General features: G+C 59.7%; 20 protein-coding genes. 11 read left to right on the top strand and 9 right to left on the bottom strand.

Annotation, left to right across the window (positions count from 1 at the left end; all coding sequences use genetic code 11):
• Nucleotide 1: 1 nt before the first annotated feature.
• A complete protein-coding gene (locus CHH27_RS26605; protein ID WP_094074280.1) occupies nt 2-997 on the bottom strand; it encodes a DUF1499 domain-containing protein in 996 nt (331 codons plus the stop codon).
• A 145-nt stretch (nt 998-1,142) separates the two neighbouring features.
• On the opposite strand from CHH27_RS26605, the gene CHH27_RS26600 reads away from it, so the two are divergent.
• From CHH27_RS26600 to CHH27_RS26590, 3 genes are all read left to right on the top strand, one after another.
• Nucleotides 1,143-1,580: a hypothetical protein gene (locus CHH27_RS26600; RefSeq protein ID WP_094074279.1), complete on the top strand. Its 438-nt coding sequence runs from the start codon at nt 1,143-1,145 to the stop codon at nt 1,578-1,580.
• 281 nt (nt 1,581-1,861) lie between these two features.
• On the top strand, nt 1,862-2,005 hold the full coding sequence (locus tag CHH27_RS28005) for a hypothetical protein (RefSeq protein WP_198338308.1): 144 nt from the start codon (nt 1,862-1,864) through the stop codon (nt 2,003-2,005).
• A 159-nt stretch (nt 2,006-2,164) separates the two neighbouring features.
• A complete protein-coding gene (locus tag CHH27_RS26590) occupies nt 2,165-3,139 on the top strand; it encodes a magnesium transporter CorA family protein (protein ID WP_094074277.1) in 975 nt (324 codons plus the stop codon).
• Between the two features lie 43 nt (nt 3,140-3,182).
• On the opposite strand, the gene pdxH is transcribed toward CHH27_RS26590, so the two are convergent.
• Nucleotides 3,183-3,818 (bottom strand): pyridoxamine 5'-phosphate oxidase, encoded by a 636-nt coding sequence (pdxH, locus tag CHH27_RS26585; protein WP_094074276.1) that lies wholly within the window; start codon nt 3,816-3,818, stop codon nt 3,183-3,185.
• A gap of 80 nt (nt 3,819-3,898) precedes the next feature.
• Here pdxH and CHH27_RS26580 point away from each other — a divergent pair, with 80 nt between their 5' ends.
• Together CHH27_RS26580 and CHH27_RS26575 are read left to right on the top strand one after the other, a co-directional pair.
• Complete coding sequence (locus CHH27_RS26580; protein ID WP_208988394.1) at nt 3,899-4,366, top strand: RT0821/Lpp0805 family surface protein; 468 nt, start codon at nt 3,899-3,901, stop codon at nt 4,364-4,366.
• A 197-nt stretch (nt 4,367-4,563) separates the two neighbouring features.
• Nucleotides 4,564-5,547 (top strand): DnaJ C-terminal domain-containing protein, encoded by a 984-nt coding sequence (locus CHH27_RS26575; protein WP_094074275.1) that lies wholly within the window; start codon nt 4,564-4,566, stop codon nt 5,545-5,547.
• 81 nt (nt 5,548-5,628) lie between these two features.
• Here the strand turns inward: CHH27_RS26575 and CHH27_RS26570 are convergent, their stop codons facing one another.
• Nucleotides 5,629-6,120: an SRPBCC domain-containing protein gene (locus CHH27_RS26570; protein ID WP_094074274.1), complete on the bottom strand. Its 492-nt coding sequence runs from the start codon at nt 6,118-6,120 to the stop codon at nt 5,629-5,631.
• A 10-nt stretch (nt 6,121-6,130) separates the two neighbouring features.
• Nucleotides 6,131-6,484, bottom strand: a complete 354-nt coding sequence (locus tag CHH27_RS26565; protein ID WP_094074273.1) for a helix-turn-helix transcriptional regulator — start codon at nt 6,482-6,484, stop codon at nt 6,131-6,133.
• Nucleotides 6,485-6,581: 97 nt separating this feature from the next.
• Between CHH27_RS26565 and CHH27_RS26560 the strand changes: the two genes are divergently transcribed.
• Genes CHH27_RS26560 through CHH27_RS26550 form a run of 3 tightly spaced genes read left to right on the top strand, consistent with a single transcriptional unit; the run spans nt 6,582 to nt 8,120 of the window.
• Nucleotides 6,582-7,112, top strand: a complete 531-nt coding sequence (locus CHH27_RS26560) for a MarR family winged helix-turn-helix transcriptional regulator (protein WP_094074272.1) — start codon at nt 6,582-6,584, stop codon at nt 7,110-7,112.
• Entirely contained in the window at nt 7,109-7,429 is a 321-nt protein-coding gene (locus tag CHH27_RS26555) for an antibiotic biosynthesis monooxygenase (RefSeq protein ID WP_094074271.1), read from the top strand. Before CHH27_RS26560 ends, CHH27_RS26555 begins: the two co-directional genes overlap by 4 nt.
• Nucleotides 7,422-8,120, top strand: a complete 699-nt coding sequence (locus tag CHH27_RS26550; protein ID WP_094074270.1) for a GNAT family N-acetyltransferase — start codon at nt 7,422-7,424, stop codon at nt 8,118-8,120. The genes CHH27_RS26555 and CHH27_RS26550 overlap by 8 nt, the downstream gene beginning before the upstream one ends.
• 29 nt (nt 8,121-8,149) lie before the next feature.
• On the opposite strand, the gene CHH27_RS26545 is transcribed toward CHH27_RS26550, so the two are convergent.
• Nucleotides 8,150-8,668: a ClbS/DfsB family four-helix bundle protein gene (locus CHH27_RS26545; protein WP_094075034.1), complete on the bottom strand. Its 519-nt coding sequence runs from the start codon at nt 8,666-8,668 to the stop codon at nt 8,150-8,152.
• A gap of 76 nt (nt 8,669-8,744) precedes the next feature.
• Nucleotides 8,745-9,371 carry a GNAT family N-acetyltransferase gene (locus CHH27_RS26540; RefSeq protein WP_094074269.1) on the bottom strand — a complete coding sequence of 209 codons (627 nt, stop codon included), beginning with the start codon at nt 9,369-9,371 and terminating at the stop codon, nt 8,745-8,747.
• A 356-nt stretch (nt 9,372-9,727) separates the two neighbouring features.
• On the opposite strand from CHH27_RS26540, the gene CHH27_RS26535 reads away from it, so the two are divergent.
• A complete protein-coding gene (locus tag CHH27_RS26535) occupies nt 9,728-9,952 on the top strand; it encodes a hypothetical protein (RefSeq protein ID WP_157739115.1) in 225 nt (74 codons plus the stop codon).
• A 41-nt stretch (nt 9,953-9,993) separates the two neighbouring features.
• Here the strand turns inward: CHH27_RS26535 and CHH27_RS28175 are convergent, their stop codons facing one another.
• The 3 genes from CHH27_RS28175 to CHH27_RS26525 are packed head-to-tail and all read right to left on the bottom strand — an operon-like array spanning nt 9,994 to nt 12,642.
• Nucleotides 9,994-10,218: an FAD-binding oxidoreductase gene (locus tag CHH27_RS28175; RefSeq protein ID WP_208988393.1), complete on the bottom strand. Its 225-nt coding sequence runs from the start codon at nt 10,216-10,218 to the stop codon at nt 9,994-9,996.
• Nucleotides 10,206-11,315, bottom strand: coding sequence for an FAD-binding oxidoreductase (locus CHH27_RS26530; RefSeq protein ID WP_208988392.1), 1,110 nt, complete (start codon nt 11,313-11,315; stop codon nt 10,206-10,208). The genes CHH27_RS28175 and CHH27_RS26530 overlap by 13 nt, the downstream gene beginning before the upstream one ends.
• Before the next feature lies 1 nt (nt 11,316).
• Complete coding sequence (locus CHH27_RS26525; RefSeq protein WP_094074267.1) at nt 11,317-12,642, bottom strand: FAD-binding oxidoreductase; 1,326 nt, start codon at nt 12,640-12,642, stop codon at nt 11,317-11,319.
• 203 nt (nt 12,643-12,845) lie between these two features.
• On the opposite strand from CHH27_RS26525, the gene CHH27_RS26520 reads away from it, so the two are divergent.
• Both CHH27_RS26520 and CHH27_RS26515 read left to right on the top strand, forming a co-directional pair.
• The gene (locus CHH27_RS26520; protein ID WP_208988391.1) at nt 12,846-13,076 is read left to right on the top strand and encodes a hypothetical protein; all 231 of its coding nucleotides are present in this window, start codon (nt 12,846-12,848) and stop codon (nt 13,074-13,076) included.
• A gap of 6 nt (nt 13,077-13,082) precedes the next feature.
• Nucleotides 13,083-15,464, top strand: coding sequence for a fatty acid cis/trans isomerase (locus CHH27_RS26515; protein ID WP_094074265.1), 2,382 nt, complete (start codon nt 13,083-13,085; stop codon nt 15,462-15,464).
• Nucleotides 15,465-15,488 lie beyond the last annotated feature (24 nt).

The following is a 15,488-nucleotide window of genomic DNA, read 5'->3' as shown; positions in this document are numbered from 1 at the left end:
TCTACCCTTCAAGATCCGTCAGTTCGACGCCATCTGGGACGGGAGCGTCTTCTTCTTCGAAATACGGTTTGAACCCGGGCAGCGGGATCGTGTCGCGCGGCTCTTCGACAGGCTCCGGTTCGAGGCCCTCCGCCTCCGCCTCACTATCATCGACAGCCAGACGAGACAGATCTCCGTAGGTTTCCAGCAAGACGCGGTCGATTTCGGCAAAAACACCGCGAATATGGTCGTCATTGCCGGTCAGGTCCTTGAGCGGTGTGCGCGACCGCGCACGCACGTCCAGCAATGCGCCGACCGGATCCGGCCGGATCCTCAGTGCCACATCGTGGTCCAGTCCAAGCAACTGTGACCTGCCGACCGCCTGCAGGCGCGTGGCGACGTCCAAAAGATCTGGCGGCAATTCGTCCACAAGGCTCCAACCGAGCCCATCCAGCGCCTTGCGTCCGGCGGCATGCAACTGCGCTGTCGAGATTCGATAACGGCGTGAGACAATGTCGGGGTAAAGAGTCACCTGTTCCGCAGCTTCTTGCGTGTCAGCCGGTTCCGTCTTGAGTTGAGCCAGGACAGGCCAGACATCTCGTACAAGCGTCGCGTCAAACCAGATCAAAAACGGTTGCTCGCTGAAAACTCCCGCACTGATCAACTCTGGGGGGTCGATGCGATCGGTTGACACGTCATGTCCTCCCGGGCGAAGCACCAGAATAGCCACGGTCAAAGCGGGCGGACCGATCGCAAGCAAGCCGAGCACCACACCTGTCAGGGCTGCGGGCACGCCGGGTCCCCCCAGGGTCCAGACACGATGAAGCGCAAAGAGCGCCAGAAGGATCGCTAGCAACGCTACGGCCGCGGCGACCATGAAGGACAGAACGAAGATGTCGGCATCGATCAGTCCGAAACGTTTTGCCAGGAACGCGACAACCGCCAGCGCCAGTGCACAGGACGCCAGCGTACGACTTGCAGGAGCCGTTGCGGTTCGGTGGGTGGCATATCGCTTCATTTCGTCCTGACTCTGGAGTCTGCCGACTTATGCATTGTTTGTTCGCATCTGGCCGAAATGTCAAAAATGAACTTCACTTCCGCTTTGGACAAGGCATAAATGAAGATCGGCAGGCAGGTTCGTTTCGCAGGATCCGAGGTGGGGAATGACCGGACTACGCTCCCGTCATCCGGTGAAAAAACCGGACTACCGGGATCGCGACAATCAGACGAGATCAGGCTGGTCCCCGACGGCCCTGTTCCAGCCGGGATTTGCAAATATCTGCCTGTGTCACGTTCTGGTCGCGGCGGTACTGACCGTGCCTTTCGCATTTTTCATGGCGATCCGACATGCCGAAACTGGCGAAAAACCAATTGAAGCACACTATCTCTATGTCCGGACAACGATTGCTCTGCTTGTGATAGGGACCGGCATCGGATCCTTTTTGATCCTGCTGGGTGCGCCACTGTCGTCCAGCCTCATGCTCAGCGGTCTGGCCCTGATTGCCGCAACGCTGCTTCTGACGCTGCCAAGATGTTGTTACGGCTTGTCTTGCGCCGCGCGGCGCAAGCCACTCCGCAACCCGAAAAGCTTCCTGATCTGAGCCGTTACAGGCAACAGTCCGCGCCGACGCACCCAAAGGTAAAGAAACCCTTAGCCGATTACTTCAAATCAACGAGGGTTTCGTTACAACCTGTTATGGTTTTTGACTGGCCGAAACTCTCCAATAAGCGCATGCTTTTTTCACGTTCCAAGCAGGAACTGTCAGCTGCGAAGGCAAAACGCCTTCCCTTTGCCGCAATTGGATACCAAATGCACGACGCCCGCGAAACATCAACCGATCACCAGCTTGCGGGCTCTGGAAATGAACAACGGACTGAGGACATGTCTGAGCAATCTTCCCGCCCGACCCCGACCAACACGGCCGGAGCCAAGCTCGTAAATCTCTACAAGCCGGTCGGCATTGCTGCGCTCAACGCCGCCGCCATGTGCCGGAAACCCGGCGGACTGGGCAAAAGCGGTAAGTAATCCGCACCGTTTCAGCGCTGCACTCACGCCAGACTGCCGGACCGGACGTAATTTCGTCCGGCCTTCTGGCTTCGCCGCGAAACTGTTGCCCCGTCAACGCCACTTGGGCAAACTGCCGCCGACCCGGACACGCATTGTGTCCCCGCGGAGATTGCCTGAATGATTATTGCCTATTGTCCTTCGGTAAATGGTCTTGACCGCCATGAGCTTGCGCCGGGGGACGCAGTACCTGCGACCTCGGTCTGGATCGACCTTGTGGCTCCGACGCCCGAGGAACAGCAGGCCGCCGAAAAACTGATGGGGGCGGAAATCCCCACACGCGACGAAATCGCGTCAATCGAAACGTCTGAACGTCTCTATCTGGAACCGGGCGCTGTGGTGATGACCGCGCAGTTGCCAATCGCCACACGCATGATCGATCCGGCGCTGTCGTCGGTGACCTTTGTGGTCAGCGCCAAACGGCTGGTGACCGTTCGCTACGGCGAGCCGAAATCCATCACCATTGCCTCAAAGAGAGTTCAGGCCGACAAGACCATACCGCACAATGGCCCAGCGGTTCTGTTCACCATGCTGGATATCATCGTCGACCGCTGCGCCGACGAGATGGAAAGCGCGTCCGCAAAATATGACGAGTTGGCGGTCGAGGTATTCGGTGACGGCCTCAACACGCGCAAGACGGCCAGCTACCAGATCGCCATCAAGCGCCTCGGGCAAATTGGCCTGCACGTTTCCAAGATGCATGACGTGTGCACGGGCCTCGCCCGGATGCTGTTCTACATCAGTACCCATGCCAAGCGCCTCGGACTGAACGATGACCAGTTGGCGGATTGCAAGATGTATGGCCGGGACATCCACTCGATCAAGGAACATGGTGACGCGCTGGACAACAAACTGGCGTTTTTGCTGGATGCGACTGTCGGCCTGGTCACGCTCGAACAGAATCAGATCTCGAAGATCTTTACCGTTCTCGGCCTGATCTTCCTGCCGCCAACCCTGATCGCTTCGATCTATGGCATGAACTTTACCAACATGCCGGAGCTGGAATGGCAGCAGGGCTTCCTGTTCTCGATCGGACTGATGCTTGTATCCGTCGTTGCAACGTTCCTGTTCTTCCGCTGGAAACGATTGCTTTGAACTGGTTTGCAGAATGCGCCGTCAGGGCACACCGGACAGAACGTCAGGGATAGAGCCGCTCTTTCGTCCAGGGCTGATCCGTCGATGAGCGGGTGAATTTCACACGGTCATGCAGGCGGAACGGACGGTCGTGCCAGAACTCGATCTCGGTCGGCACCAGGCGCATGCCGGACCAGTGGTCCGGACGGGGAATGTCGCCAATACCGAACTTGGCCGTGAACCTGGCAACTTCCTTCTCAAGCGCAAAGCGGCTTTCCAGCGGCCGGGACTGCTTCGACGCCCAGGCCCCGATACGACTGCCGCGTGGCCGGGAGCGATAATACTCGTCCGCCTCTTCCTTGCCCACTTCGACAACGTCGCCGCGAATCCGGACCTGGCGTCTCAGGGACTTCCAGTGAAAACACATGGCCGCCTTGCCGGCGGACAGGAGTTCCCGCCCCTTCGCGCTTTCAAAATTTGTGTAAAAAACAAATCCGGCCTCGTCGAACCCCTTCAACAGAACCATGCGCACATTTGGCAGGCCGGTCTCGTCGACCGTTGCCAAAGAAAGCGCGTTGGGGTCATTGGGTTCGGACGCCTTGGCATCCTCAAGCCATTCAGCAAACAGTTCAAATGGCTTCACGACTTCCGTGAAGTCACCTTTTGTTAACTCTTCCGGCGGATCTTTTAGGTCGGTCATAGGAAACCTGTCTAAGGAATTGGCGGCCTTGAGCACGGCAGCGAATGCGCCAAATCGGAGGCCGTCCAAACATGTATCGTATGCGTTCATATACTGACGGACACATCAAGATCCACCCCCTTGGAGGCATCCTCCTGGCGATTGGCCTGTCGCTCGGCGGCTGTGCCCAGGTGTCCGTGCCAATGGGCAGCAACAACGTGGCGACCCCGACCGTCCTGACCGGGTCGATCCCGTCTGCATCCGATGTCGCCTATTCAGACGTTGACGAAGACGATCGCAGCATCATCGCCGGCCATCTCGATACGCTCGGCGCAACCCTTGCGGACGGACAGGCAGCAACCGGCGTTGCCCTGCCCTGGCTCAACTCCGTAAGCGGCAATTCGGGCACCTTGACCGGGATCGACACGAGCGTGCTGAGCGCAACCGGCTGCCTGACGTTCCGGACCACCGCAAACACCATTGCCGGCATCAAGCTCTATGACGGCACGGCCTGCCGGGACATCACCCGGAAATTTGCGGTCACGGCCCTCACCGTTTCCGAAGCTTGAACTAAGGCAAAAACCCGCTAAAACCGATGTGTCCCTGAAGCGGAGATGGAGGGCTGGAATTTTTTCCTATCCATCCCGATATAAAGGATAAATCCGGTCAGGCTTGACCTCGAAACCGCCTGAGCTCGCCGGCGCAACCGGCAGAGCCGCGGAAAGCGGGTCGCCTTGCTGGAACTCTTAGAAACCTGGTGAAACGAATGCGTGATCCCTATAGCGTTCTCGGCGTGGCGAAAAACGCCAGCGAGGGCGACATCAAGAAGGCCTTCCGAAAGCTGGCCAAGAAATACCATCCGGATCAGAACAAGGATGATCCGACGGCACAGAAGCGCTTTGCCGAGGCCAACCAGGCCTACGAGATCATCGGCGACAAGGAAAAGCGTGCCCAGTTTGATCGCGGCGAAATCGACGCGGAAGGCAAGCAGCGCTTCCACGCCGGTGGGTTCGATGGCTTTACGGGTCACGAAGACTTCGGAGCCGGCGGCCGGCGCAGCTACAGAAGCTCTGGCGGAGGCGGTGCCGGTGGCGGCAGCTTCGATGACATCCTGAACGACATTTTCGGCGGCTTTGGCGGCGGCAAGGCCCGCGGCGGAGCGGCCGGTGGCGGTTTCGGCGGTGCCGGGGCGAGAGCCAAGGCACCACCGAAGACCAAAGGCAGCAATGCCGATATCGTGGCGCGGGTCTCGCTGGAAGACATCGTCAATTCCGGCAAGACGCAAGTGACGCTGCCCAGTGGCAAGACCGTCAACGTCACCCTGCCCAAGGGCGTTGTCGAAGGCGAAAAGATCCGCCTGAAAGGCCAGGGGCATCCGGGCGAGAACGGCGGACCGTCCGGGGACGCCATGGTGGAGATCGGCCTCAAGCCGCACAAGCTGTTCGAGGTGAAAGGTTCGGACCTGCATCTCGACCTGCCGCTGACCCTTTACGAGGCGGTGCTGGGCGCAAAAGTGCGCACGCCGACACTCTCTGGTGCCGTGAACCTGACCATTCCGGCCAATGCCTCAAGCGGCAAGAGCATGCGGCTGAAGGGCAAGGGCCTGCCGACCAAGACCGGCGGTCACGGCGATCTTCTGGTCAAGCTGCAGATCGTGATGCCGCCGCATGGCGACGACGAACTGGACACGCTCATGAAAGCCTGGAAGGAAATCACGCCTTACCGGGCGCGCGGACCGGAATTCGACTAACGAAACAGAACCCAGCAAGGCAAGACCGTGCCGTCGGCAAGGCGACACGGTCTTTCTGGCTGTTTTGGTGTGAGGCGTTCTTTAAGCCTGCAATTCCGCAAGCAGTTCGGCCAGCAGTTCCATGCCCTTGCCCCAGCCCTTGTCGAGACCGGCAATGGCGCCGGCAAAACAGGCGATTTCAGCCTCGCTTGCCTCATGCGGCACCCAGGTCAGGCGGACTTCGGTCTGACCGTCCTTCTCTTCGAAGGTGACGGTGGTCAAAAGGACGCGGGGCCAGTCCGGCATCATCGGGTTGGCGGCAATGTTCCAGTCGCCATCGGAGACGGAATGCAACCAGACCAGTTTCTCCGGTGCAATCACTTCAGTGTATTCGACCCGCTGGTAATGAGACCCGCCGCCCATCCGCATCTCGTTGAGCCAGAGCCCGCCCGGCGTGACATCCAGCTTGTGAATGACCGTCTCCACGCCAGGCCCGTACCAGCGCGCCAGTAGATCCGGTTCGGTCCAGCTCCGCCACACAAGTGCGCGCGGTGCGTTGAAACGTCTTTCCAAAACAAATTCAGGCAAAGCCATACTCTACTCCCTAACGATCGACTGATTTCAATTCTTCAAGCAATGCGTCGAGCTGGTCGAAGCTCGAGGTCCAGAACCGGCTGAATTCTTCAAGCCAGGCGATTGCATCCTGCATCGGCGCCGCATTCAGCCTGGCCGGCCGGCGCTGACGGTCCGTTCCGCGTGTGACCAGTCCGGCTTTCTCCAGCACCTTCAGGTGCTTCGAAATGGCGGGCTGACTCATGTCAAAGGGAGCCGCCAGCTCGTTCACCGATGCGTCACCGCTGGCCAGCCGCGTCAGGATCGCCCTGCGTGTCGGGTCCGACAGGGCTGAAAACACCGCATCGAGACTGGCCGGCGCACTTTCATAACCAACCTGTTCCATAACTATAGAGTTATATAGATTCTCCGGACCCTGTCCAGTCTTTCTTGACAGAGGCTTTCATGCATAGTTATATAACTTGTTATATATTGAGGTTGTCATGACGGAAGATGTTGTTCGCGTTCTTGGCTATGCCACGCTCGGCAGCCGGTTGAAACGGATCGGAGAGAAGCTGCAGATGCAGACCCAGGACCTGGCCTCGGAGCTGGCCGGCACCAACCTGCCAACACCGCACAATCCGGTGCTGGCAGCGCTCGACCGTCAGGGCTCCCTGAGCATCGGCGACCTGGCAAAAGCACTCGGCCAGAGCCAGCCGGGTGTCACGCGCATGATCAACAAGATGAAAGCCGACGGGCTGGTCAGGGCGGTTCCCCAGAAGGAGGATCGCAGGGTCAGTCGCATTGCCCTGACCGAAGACGGTCAGCAGCTGGTTTCGCACTTGAAGGCAACCCTTTGGCCGGCCGTCTCCATCGCTGTTGCACAGGCCTGCGCGGACCTCGAAGGCCCATTGCTTCAACAGCTGGACCAGCTGGAAGAGGCCCTTGACCGAGAACCACTCAGGACAGACCGGGGCGACGCCCCCCTGCCAGCCTGGGAAAGCCTCACGCCAAAAAGGGAGAAGCCCGAATGATCAAGCGCTTGTGGCATGGATGGACGACGCATGAAAACGCGGACCTATATTTTAACGTGCTGACCACACAGGTCATTCCGGGCATCGAGGCAAAGGCAATTCCCGGATACCTGGGCATCGAAGTGCTTCGCCGGGAGCTGGAGGACGAAATCGAATTCGTCACCATCATGAGTTTCCGGTCCCTCGACGACATCATCGCCTTTCAGGGCGCCGACTATCAAAAGTGCTACGTGCCGGAAGCAGCACAGCGCGTGCTGAAACGGTGGGACCAGACCGCACAGCATTATGAATTGAAGGAAAGTCGAAATCATGCCTGACGCCTCCGTTCCTTTGCTCAATCGAATTGTCTGGTCTGCGTTGACCACCCGACAGCGGAAATTCGTCAAGGGAGGGCCACTGGCACGCCGGTTCGATCCAGCTGTTTCCCCTTTTGCTTCCACAAAGGACAACAGCGGCGAAGCGCTCGAAGCGCTGGCGCAGCTGATTGCTCCGGGTGAAGATCACGTCTATCTGCTCCAGGCCGATGAGATCGAATTACCGGACACGCTGGCTGCTGAAACAACCGCCACAGGTGTGCTGATGACCGAAACCAGGCCAATTGCAGACAAGATGACTCCAGCCGAGATCGTGCGGCTGACCAGCGCCGACATTCCCGAGATGGTTGCCTTGGCCACCCTCACCAAACCCGGCCCCTTCACGTCCCGCACACCGGAGCTTGGCCCTTTCTGGGGTGTGAAAGCGGATGGACGGCTTACCGCCATGGCGGGAACGCGGCTGAATCTCACCGGTTATACCGAGCTGAGCGGCATATGCTGCCATCCCGACTTTCGGGGTCAAGGCCTTGCATCGGTCCTGTCATGCCACGTCGCCTCCCATATCAGGTCACAGGGAGACATCCCTTTCCTGCATGCCTATGCCGACAATCACGGCGCGATTGCGCTTTATCGGAAACTCGGATTTGACATCTGGCGCGAGGTGAATGTCGCCGTGGTCAAGCGGGCAGGCTAGGCCGAACGCATTTCTGCCGGAAGGTGTCGTCAGGCAGCCGTTTCCGGCCGGGCTGCCTTGAAAGCTCTGCTTCTCTGCCGCAGGTACTTCCCGGCCGAACGATAGTGGCTTGGACCGGCTGCCTCAGCCCAACGGCCCGGGGTCCATTTGTTGTTGGCTCCCTTCATCGCTCCGCCGTAAAGCTCTTCCTCGCTGAGGCTTTCAATCAGCGCGACAAGCTCGGCATGGCTGGTGTCCAGAAGCGAACGTGCGGCCTGCCACGAAAGTCCCGCCTGGTTCTGCCGCAGGTCAGCATTGTACCGTTTGATCTCGTTCCACTTGTAGCCCTTTGCAGGGAAATGGACCTCCCTGCCCTCCTGCCCGTCCTGGTACCAACCCAGGAAAAGCTGGATCCAGTGCGCCCGGTGTCCGACGATATCTTTCGGGGACGTGTCCTCTTCGTCCTTTTCCAACCGCAACATGGCCGGTAGCTCGTTCAGGACGGTTTGCAGCTTTTCAAACTCGGCATGCGTGACCGTCAGCAATTCCTGTTTGGATTTGGCTGGCATGACGTCCTCCTTTTCCACGCGCAATGGTGGTGGAACCAATCCCGTCCCGCCTTGATGTAAAGCAAGGGCGCTTCGGTCAAACCTGACGTCCGCACCAGATCGTGCCGCGACTGCCGCTTTCAGGCGCTTCCAGGACCGGCTCGAAGCCTCTGGCCGTCCAGAAGGCGAGGCCTGCCTTGTTGACCGCGCTGACCCCTGCATGCACCGCCGTTGCATTCCGAGACCGCGCCTGCGCCAGCCAGGCCTCCAGCAGCCTTGAGCCGACGCCCTTGCCCCGGGCGCGTGGCAGGAGGTTCATGTGAATATGCGCCGGAAAGCGGCAAACGATGTCGTCCGGTGCCGGCACGGGATGGTGGATGGATCTGATCCTCAGCGCGTCCTGCATTTCTCCGACGGCGCTATCAGCCACTTCAGGATATTGCAGCCTCAGTGCCGGCCACCAGTCCCGTTCCAGGCGTTGCTCGAAGGCTCTTGTGTCCGTCGCTCCGACCGCATAGCCCAACACGCCCAGGTCATCTTCGGCAACATGACTGACGGCCCCGTCAAGCGCGACATAGGGCGCCGCATAGATATGACCGACAAGCTTCGGATCCCGGTAAAGAGCGGTCGCGTCACGACCGGCATCGCCAGTCTTCAGACAAATGGAATAGACAGCCTCGAGGTCTCTGCTTTCTGCGGGGCGGATCTGGATGTTCTGCGTCATCGGCAGCTGGCTTCCTGCTTGGTACTCATGCGGCTCTCAAAAACCAGACTTGCCCTTACGGCGCAATGTCTTTCGGCATGCGGCAAAACTGCAACACCCAATCGGGAGCTGCCAATTCATGGTCTCGATCCGATTGTCAATCCGAAGGTCTGGCTCTAAGGGGGCCTTGATAAAAATACTAGGAGTAAAAAATGCGTATTTTCTTAGCTGGTTTGTTTCTTTTGTGCCTTTCATCCTTGTCCTTCGCCGATACGTTTCGTGAATCTGTTCCCCGGAACAAAGCAACGGTTGTCGGTTCCAGAGCAACGACACTTCCGGGGTGCCTCACTGGTGCTCCTCCCAAGATGAAGGTCAGAGTGGCACCGAAACATGGCAAGGTCAGCTTCAAGCAGGTCAGCGGCAAGCTTCAGGAGGGACGCTGCGCCGGTAAAACGGTCAAGGGCACCCTTGTGCTCTACAAGCCCAACAAGGGCTACAAGGGCGAAGACGTCTTCAAGGTCGGTTTCACGATGGACATGTATGTCTCCGGCTCCGCCAAGATCCGGAACGTGGTCGACAAATACGTTATCACGGTAAAATAATCAGCAGAACGGCGGCTCGGGCAGCACCTTGAGCCGCCGCATCAGCGATCCTGCCAGCCGTACCACCAGTAGGCGCCCTGCAAATACAATTTGCGCAAAGCCGGCATCGGGAACCTGGCAAAGGGACGTTGCAGCGGAAGCGGCAAATCCGATTGCTGCAATTTGCCCATGATCAGTCCGGCGACTTTCTCACCGGAGATCGAGGCCATGGCAATGCCGCTGCCATGCCAGCCCATTGCGGCAAAGACGCCTTTCAGGCCCGGCACCTCCCCACAAACGGCATCAGATTTCTGGCCAGGCACACATGGCCATACCAGCTGTATTCCGTGTCCACGTCAGACCAGGCCGGAAACATGTTCCTGAAATCCGCATCGGCGCGTTTTTCCATCGCAGCCAGCGCCGGCGCATTTTCAAAGATGCCACCCCGCGTGCCGAACAGGAAACGCCGATCCGGCAGCAGCCTGAAGTAATGCAGGAGGATGCGCGTGTCGGCCGACATCGTGTCCGCTGTCCAACCCTGGGCCTCAAGCTCCGCATCGCTCAGGGGCCGCGTCACCCTGATCGAAGACATCACCGGCAGGGTCCGGCCGTGCAGCCATTTCGGCGTGTCCTCACGGGCATATCCATTGCCGGCGAGAACAACCTTTCGCGCACGGACAAAGCCGTGCTCGGTTTCCAGGTGCCAGCGGTCGCCGTCTCGTGTCAGACCGGTGACCGGCGACTTGCCAAATATCTTGGCTCCCGCCCGGCGCACCTCGCTGGCAAGAGCCTGCACATAGGCCATGGGGTTCAGGGCGAAGCCGTAGGGCAGGTGCAAACCGCCATGGAAGCCAGGGCCGCCGTAGCCCTCGGCCGACAGGTCCTCTTTCGACAGCAACCGGGCCTTGATACCGAAATTTTCTTTCAGGAACGTCGCGTGGGCGCCGAGAGACGCCATATCCTTTATTCGGTGAGCCAGATACATTTCGCCTTGAGAATGGCGCCCGGCGTCGCACTGCCACTCGTTCAGCCTCTGCTCGACCAGATTGATGCCCGCCACCTGATAGGCAACGAATTTGCGGGCTTCCTCAAGGCCGAACTTTCTGATCAGCTGACGTTCATCAAGTGTGGTCCCACCCAGGCAGCAAAAGCCGCCATTGCGGCCCGAAGCCCCATACCCGACATGCTCGGCCTCCAGAACACAGACCGAAATGCCGGACTGGGCCAGCTTGAGTGCAGCACTCAAACCAGCGTATCCGGCGCCTATGATAGCGACTTCGAACACGGCATTGCCGATCAACTGCCGGTCCTGTTTCTGGGGTGGAACACTCGCCTCCCAGTAGCTGCCGATGGTCTTGAGCGGCTCTGTGCGGGTCTGTAACACCTCAGATCCCCAGCCTGTCGCGCAGGGAAAACCAGGTCATGGCCAGAACCAGAAGCGGGAAACGCAACTTGTCGCCCCCGGGAAAGGCCGGAATGTCGAGCTTCTCGAAAACGTCGAAACGCCCGGAGGTGCCCGCAACCGCCTCGGCCAGGATCTGACCGCCGAGCGTCGCCATGGCAACCCCGTGCCCAGAATAACCCGTTGCCGTCAGCATGTTGGGAGCCAGCCGCGCAAAATAGGGCATGCGTTTGGGCGTGATCGCCAGCGTGCCGCCCCAGCCATAGTCAATTGCAACGTCCTTAAGCTGCGGGAAGATCTCCAGCATGGGGGAACGCACGAAGGACTTGATGTCTTCCGGGAAGTGGTAGCCGTAATTCTCGCCGCCGCCGAAGAGCAGACGCCGGTCCGCGGACAGGCGGAAATAGTTGATCACGAACTTGCTGTCGGCCACCGCAACATTGTTCGGGATGATCCTTTTGGCCTCGTCTTCGGAAAATGGCTCCGTTGCCACGATGAAATTGTTGATCGGCATGACATGGGCCGCCGTCTCGCGGTCGAGCCGGCCAAGATAACCGTTGCAGGCCAGGATCAGGTGGTCGGCGCGCACTTCTCCACGTTCCGTCCGGACCGTGATCCGCGCCGCACCCTTGCCTTCGATGCCGGTGACCCTGGTCTCCTCGAACAGTTTGGCACCGGCCGCTTCGGCAGCCCCTCCAAGGCCAAGCGCAAAGTTGAGCGGGTGCAGATGACCAGCCCCCATATCCAGCGAACCGCCGTAATAGCGCGGACTGCCCACCTGGTTGCCGATCTCCTCGCCATCGACGAAGCGGATGTCCTGATAGCCGTAGACCAGCCGCAAATGTTCGACATAGTCGCGGCTTTCCTCAACAAAACTCTTGCGATGATCGGCATGCAGAATGCCGGGCGTGTAGTCACAGTCGATCTGATGTCTGGCAATCAGGCTCCTGACCAGCGCCTTGGATTCCTCGGCCAGGTCCCAAAGCAGCTTGGCATGCGACTTTCCATGACGCTCTTCCAGCACCGTCTGCTCGACCCGCTGGCCGGAGCCGACCTGTCCGCCATTGCGTCCCGATGCGCCCCAACCGATCCGGTTTGCCTCCAGCAGGATGACATCTACCCCGCGTTCGGCCAGATGCAGGGCCGCGGACAATCCGGTATAGCCACCTCCAACGACACAGACGCTGCAACTGCGCGGGCCTTCGAGCGGCGGATGCGCCGTTATCCGATTGGCCGTCGCAGCATAGTAGGAAGGGGCGTGTTGACCGGGAGTGTCATTAGCTGTCAGGAGATCAAGCGCACTCAGCATGTCGGCTCCACGGCTCCTTTTTCAACATGATTGGTGGCGACCCGGATAGGAAGCTCACAATCACTTGTTCAGTCGCTGGTTTCAAGGTGTAATCTGTCCAACGCGGCCAGGTTTTGTGTGCTATTGCAAGCTCTTGAGGCTATCGCAGCGTCACATGACATGCACCTGCCGACGCCCAGATGATGCATAAGGAAGGCAAAACTGTGTTTGGACCCGTTGAGCACCCCTGGTTTGACCCGCTTTGGCGCAGAATTCTTCTGGTCGCTTTCTGCGCGGGCTGGACGGGGATGGAGTACTCCCTCGGAAATTCGACCTGGACCATCATCATGGGCGCCATTACCGGATATGCCGGCTGGGCCTATCTTTTTGCCTACAAGGGGCCTGAACACCCGGACCGGGAAACCCGCCCCAGAATGGAAGAGGATGAAGGCTGACGCTTGATGGCAGTGTTCAAGGGTGCGTTGACCGGCTCCTCGTTCTGGTGGCCACGTCTGCAGATTGTCGCGATCTGCCTGACGGTCTTGACGGCAATTGTCGTCCTGCCGGACGGGCACGCAGCGGCGCAGCAGCAGTCCGCCCCTGCCATTCAGGATGTGCTGAACAAGCGCTGCGTTGTCTGCCACGGCTGTTACGACGCGCCATGCCAGCTGAAACTGTCCTCACCGGACGGCTGGCTGCGTGGTGCCAGCAAGCAGAAAGTCTATGAATCCACCCGGCTCGACGACGCCCCGATGACGCGGCTCGGCATTGATGCGAAGACCGTGCCGGAGTGGCGCCAGAAGGGCTTCTTCCCGGTCACAGACCAGTCTGACGGACCATCTGTTCTGGAGCAGCTGCTGCGGGCGGGACGCAACGCGCCCTTCAAGCTAGGGGCGCCCTTGCCGGATGACCTCGACATCAGGTCCCTGCGCAAAAATGCCTGCCCGGCAGAGGACGAGATTTCCCACTATCTGAACGACCACCCCACCGGCGGCATGCCCTTTGCCATGGCGCCGCTGCCGGATGCGGATTACGAGCGTCTCATTGCCTGGGCGGTGGACCGCACACCGGCACCAGCAGCCGACACTGACCTGCCGCCTCAGGTCCGCGAGCAGATCAAGGCCATTGAACGCTTTCTGAATGACAAGACGCTCAAACAGCAGCTGGTTGCCCGGTATCTCTATGAGCACCTGTTCCTGGCCCATCTTCATCTCGAAGGGGATCATCCCCGCCGCTTCTTCCGCCTGATCAGGTCGCGCAGCGCGCCCGGCAATCCGCCGGACGAAATCGCCACGCGGCGCCCCTTCGACGACCCGGGCGGGCACTTCCACTATCGTCTCGTCCCGCTTGACGGCACCATCCTGCACAAGGAACACATGGTCTACGAGATCGGGCGGAAGCGGCTTGACCGCTACCGGGGGCTGTTCCTGTCAGAGGACTGGACACTGGACAAGCTGCCGCCCTATTCCACGGCGGCCGGCGGCAATCCGCTTTCCACCTTCAGGGCCATCCCGGCCCGCAGCCGCTACCGGTTCCTGCTCGACGACGCACTCTATTTTGTGCGTTCGTTCATTCGTGGCCCCGTCTGCTATGGCCAGGTGGCCGTCAATGTGATCGAGGACCGGTTCTGGGTGTCCTTTCTGGAGCCGGATGCGGATCTTTCCGTGACCGACCCGGGGTTCCTCAAAGCGGCCATACCGATCCTGGAACTGCCGGTCGCCCGCTCGGACGGCAAAGTTAGCGAACGTCTCAAAAGCTTCCTGCAGCTTGGCCCGGTCAAGTACCAGGAATTTCGGCAAGCCCGCTATGCCCGCAAGTACCTCACCCAGGGCGGACCTGAGTATTCGGATATCTGGGACGGCGACGGTGCGAATGTCGATGCACGTCTGACCATCTACCGGAATTTCTCCTCCGCCTCTGTCACCACCGGCTTTACCGGAACCGTACCGGAAACGGCCTGGGTGATCGATTTCCCGCTGTTTGAACGCATATATTACAATCTGGTTGCCGGTTTCGATGTGTTCGGCAATGTCGAACATCAGCTGACCACGCGGCTCTACATGGACAGCCTGCGCCGGGAAGGCGAACGGATCTTCCTGTCCTTCCTGCCGCCGAACCGGCGCCAGCCGCTGCATGACAGCTGGTACCAGGGGCCGCTGGTCAATCTTGTCGACCTCTGGAAGGAGAGCGGCATCGACACATCGTCGCCGACCGGTATCGAGTTCAAGAGCCAGGCCCCGAAGGCAGAGTTTCTGCAGACCCTTCTTGAAACCGAACCGGCTCTCTGGCCGCTTGCCGACCCGATTAATCGTTGCACGGGTGACGCGTGCGCCCCGCCCGGTTCCCTTGCCAGCCAGCTCCGGCCGCTGAGCGCAACGCCCGCGCCCTTTGCGAAGTTCCTTCCCGATATAGCCATTGTCCTGGTGGAGACAGATCACGGCGACGAGATTTTTTCACTGATCCATGACGAAGCCCATGCCAATGTTGCCTTCCTCTTCAACGAGAGCCTGCGACGGCAGCCCGAGCGGGACAGCGTCACCACTGTTCGTGGACAGATCAGCAGCTATCCAAACTTTTTCTTCCGGCTGCAGGCGGACCAGCTTGCCAACTTTGTCGCGGCGCTCCGCCAGGTCAGAACCCAGGGCGATTATCTCAAGCTCGTGTCGACTTACGGCATCCGGCGAACTCACAAGAGTTTCTGGCAGGTCTATGATCGCGTTCAGACCGCGCTCAATGCCCAGGACGCTGTGGAAGCCGGACTGCTGGACCTCAACCGCTACCGCGACCCCAAGGCGCTCGACCCGATCGAACGGTTGTTCGAGTTCCGTTTTTCGGTTGAGTGACTGGCGTGTCTCATCCTGCGGCGG

The sequence above is a fragment of the Labrenzia sp. VG12 genome, assembly GCF_002237595.1.
Classification (GTDB): Bacteria; Pseudomonadota; Alphaproteobacteria; order Rhizobiales; family Stappiaceae; genus Roseibium.
The sequence above is the reverse complement of the archived record's forward strand: the minus strand, read 5'-3'. Positions and strand labels throughout refer to the sequence as shown.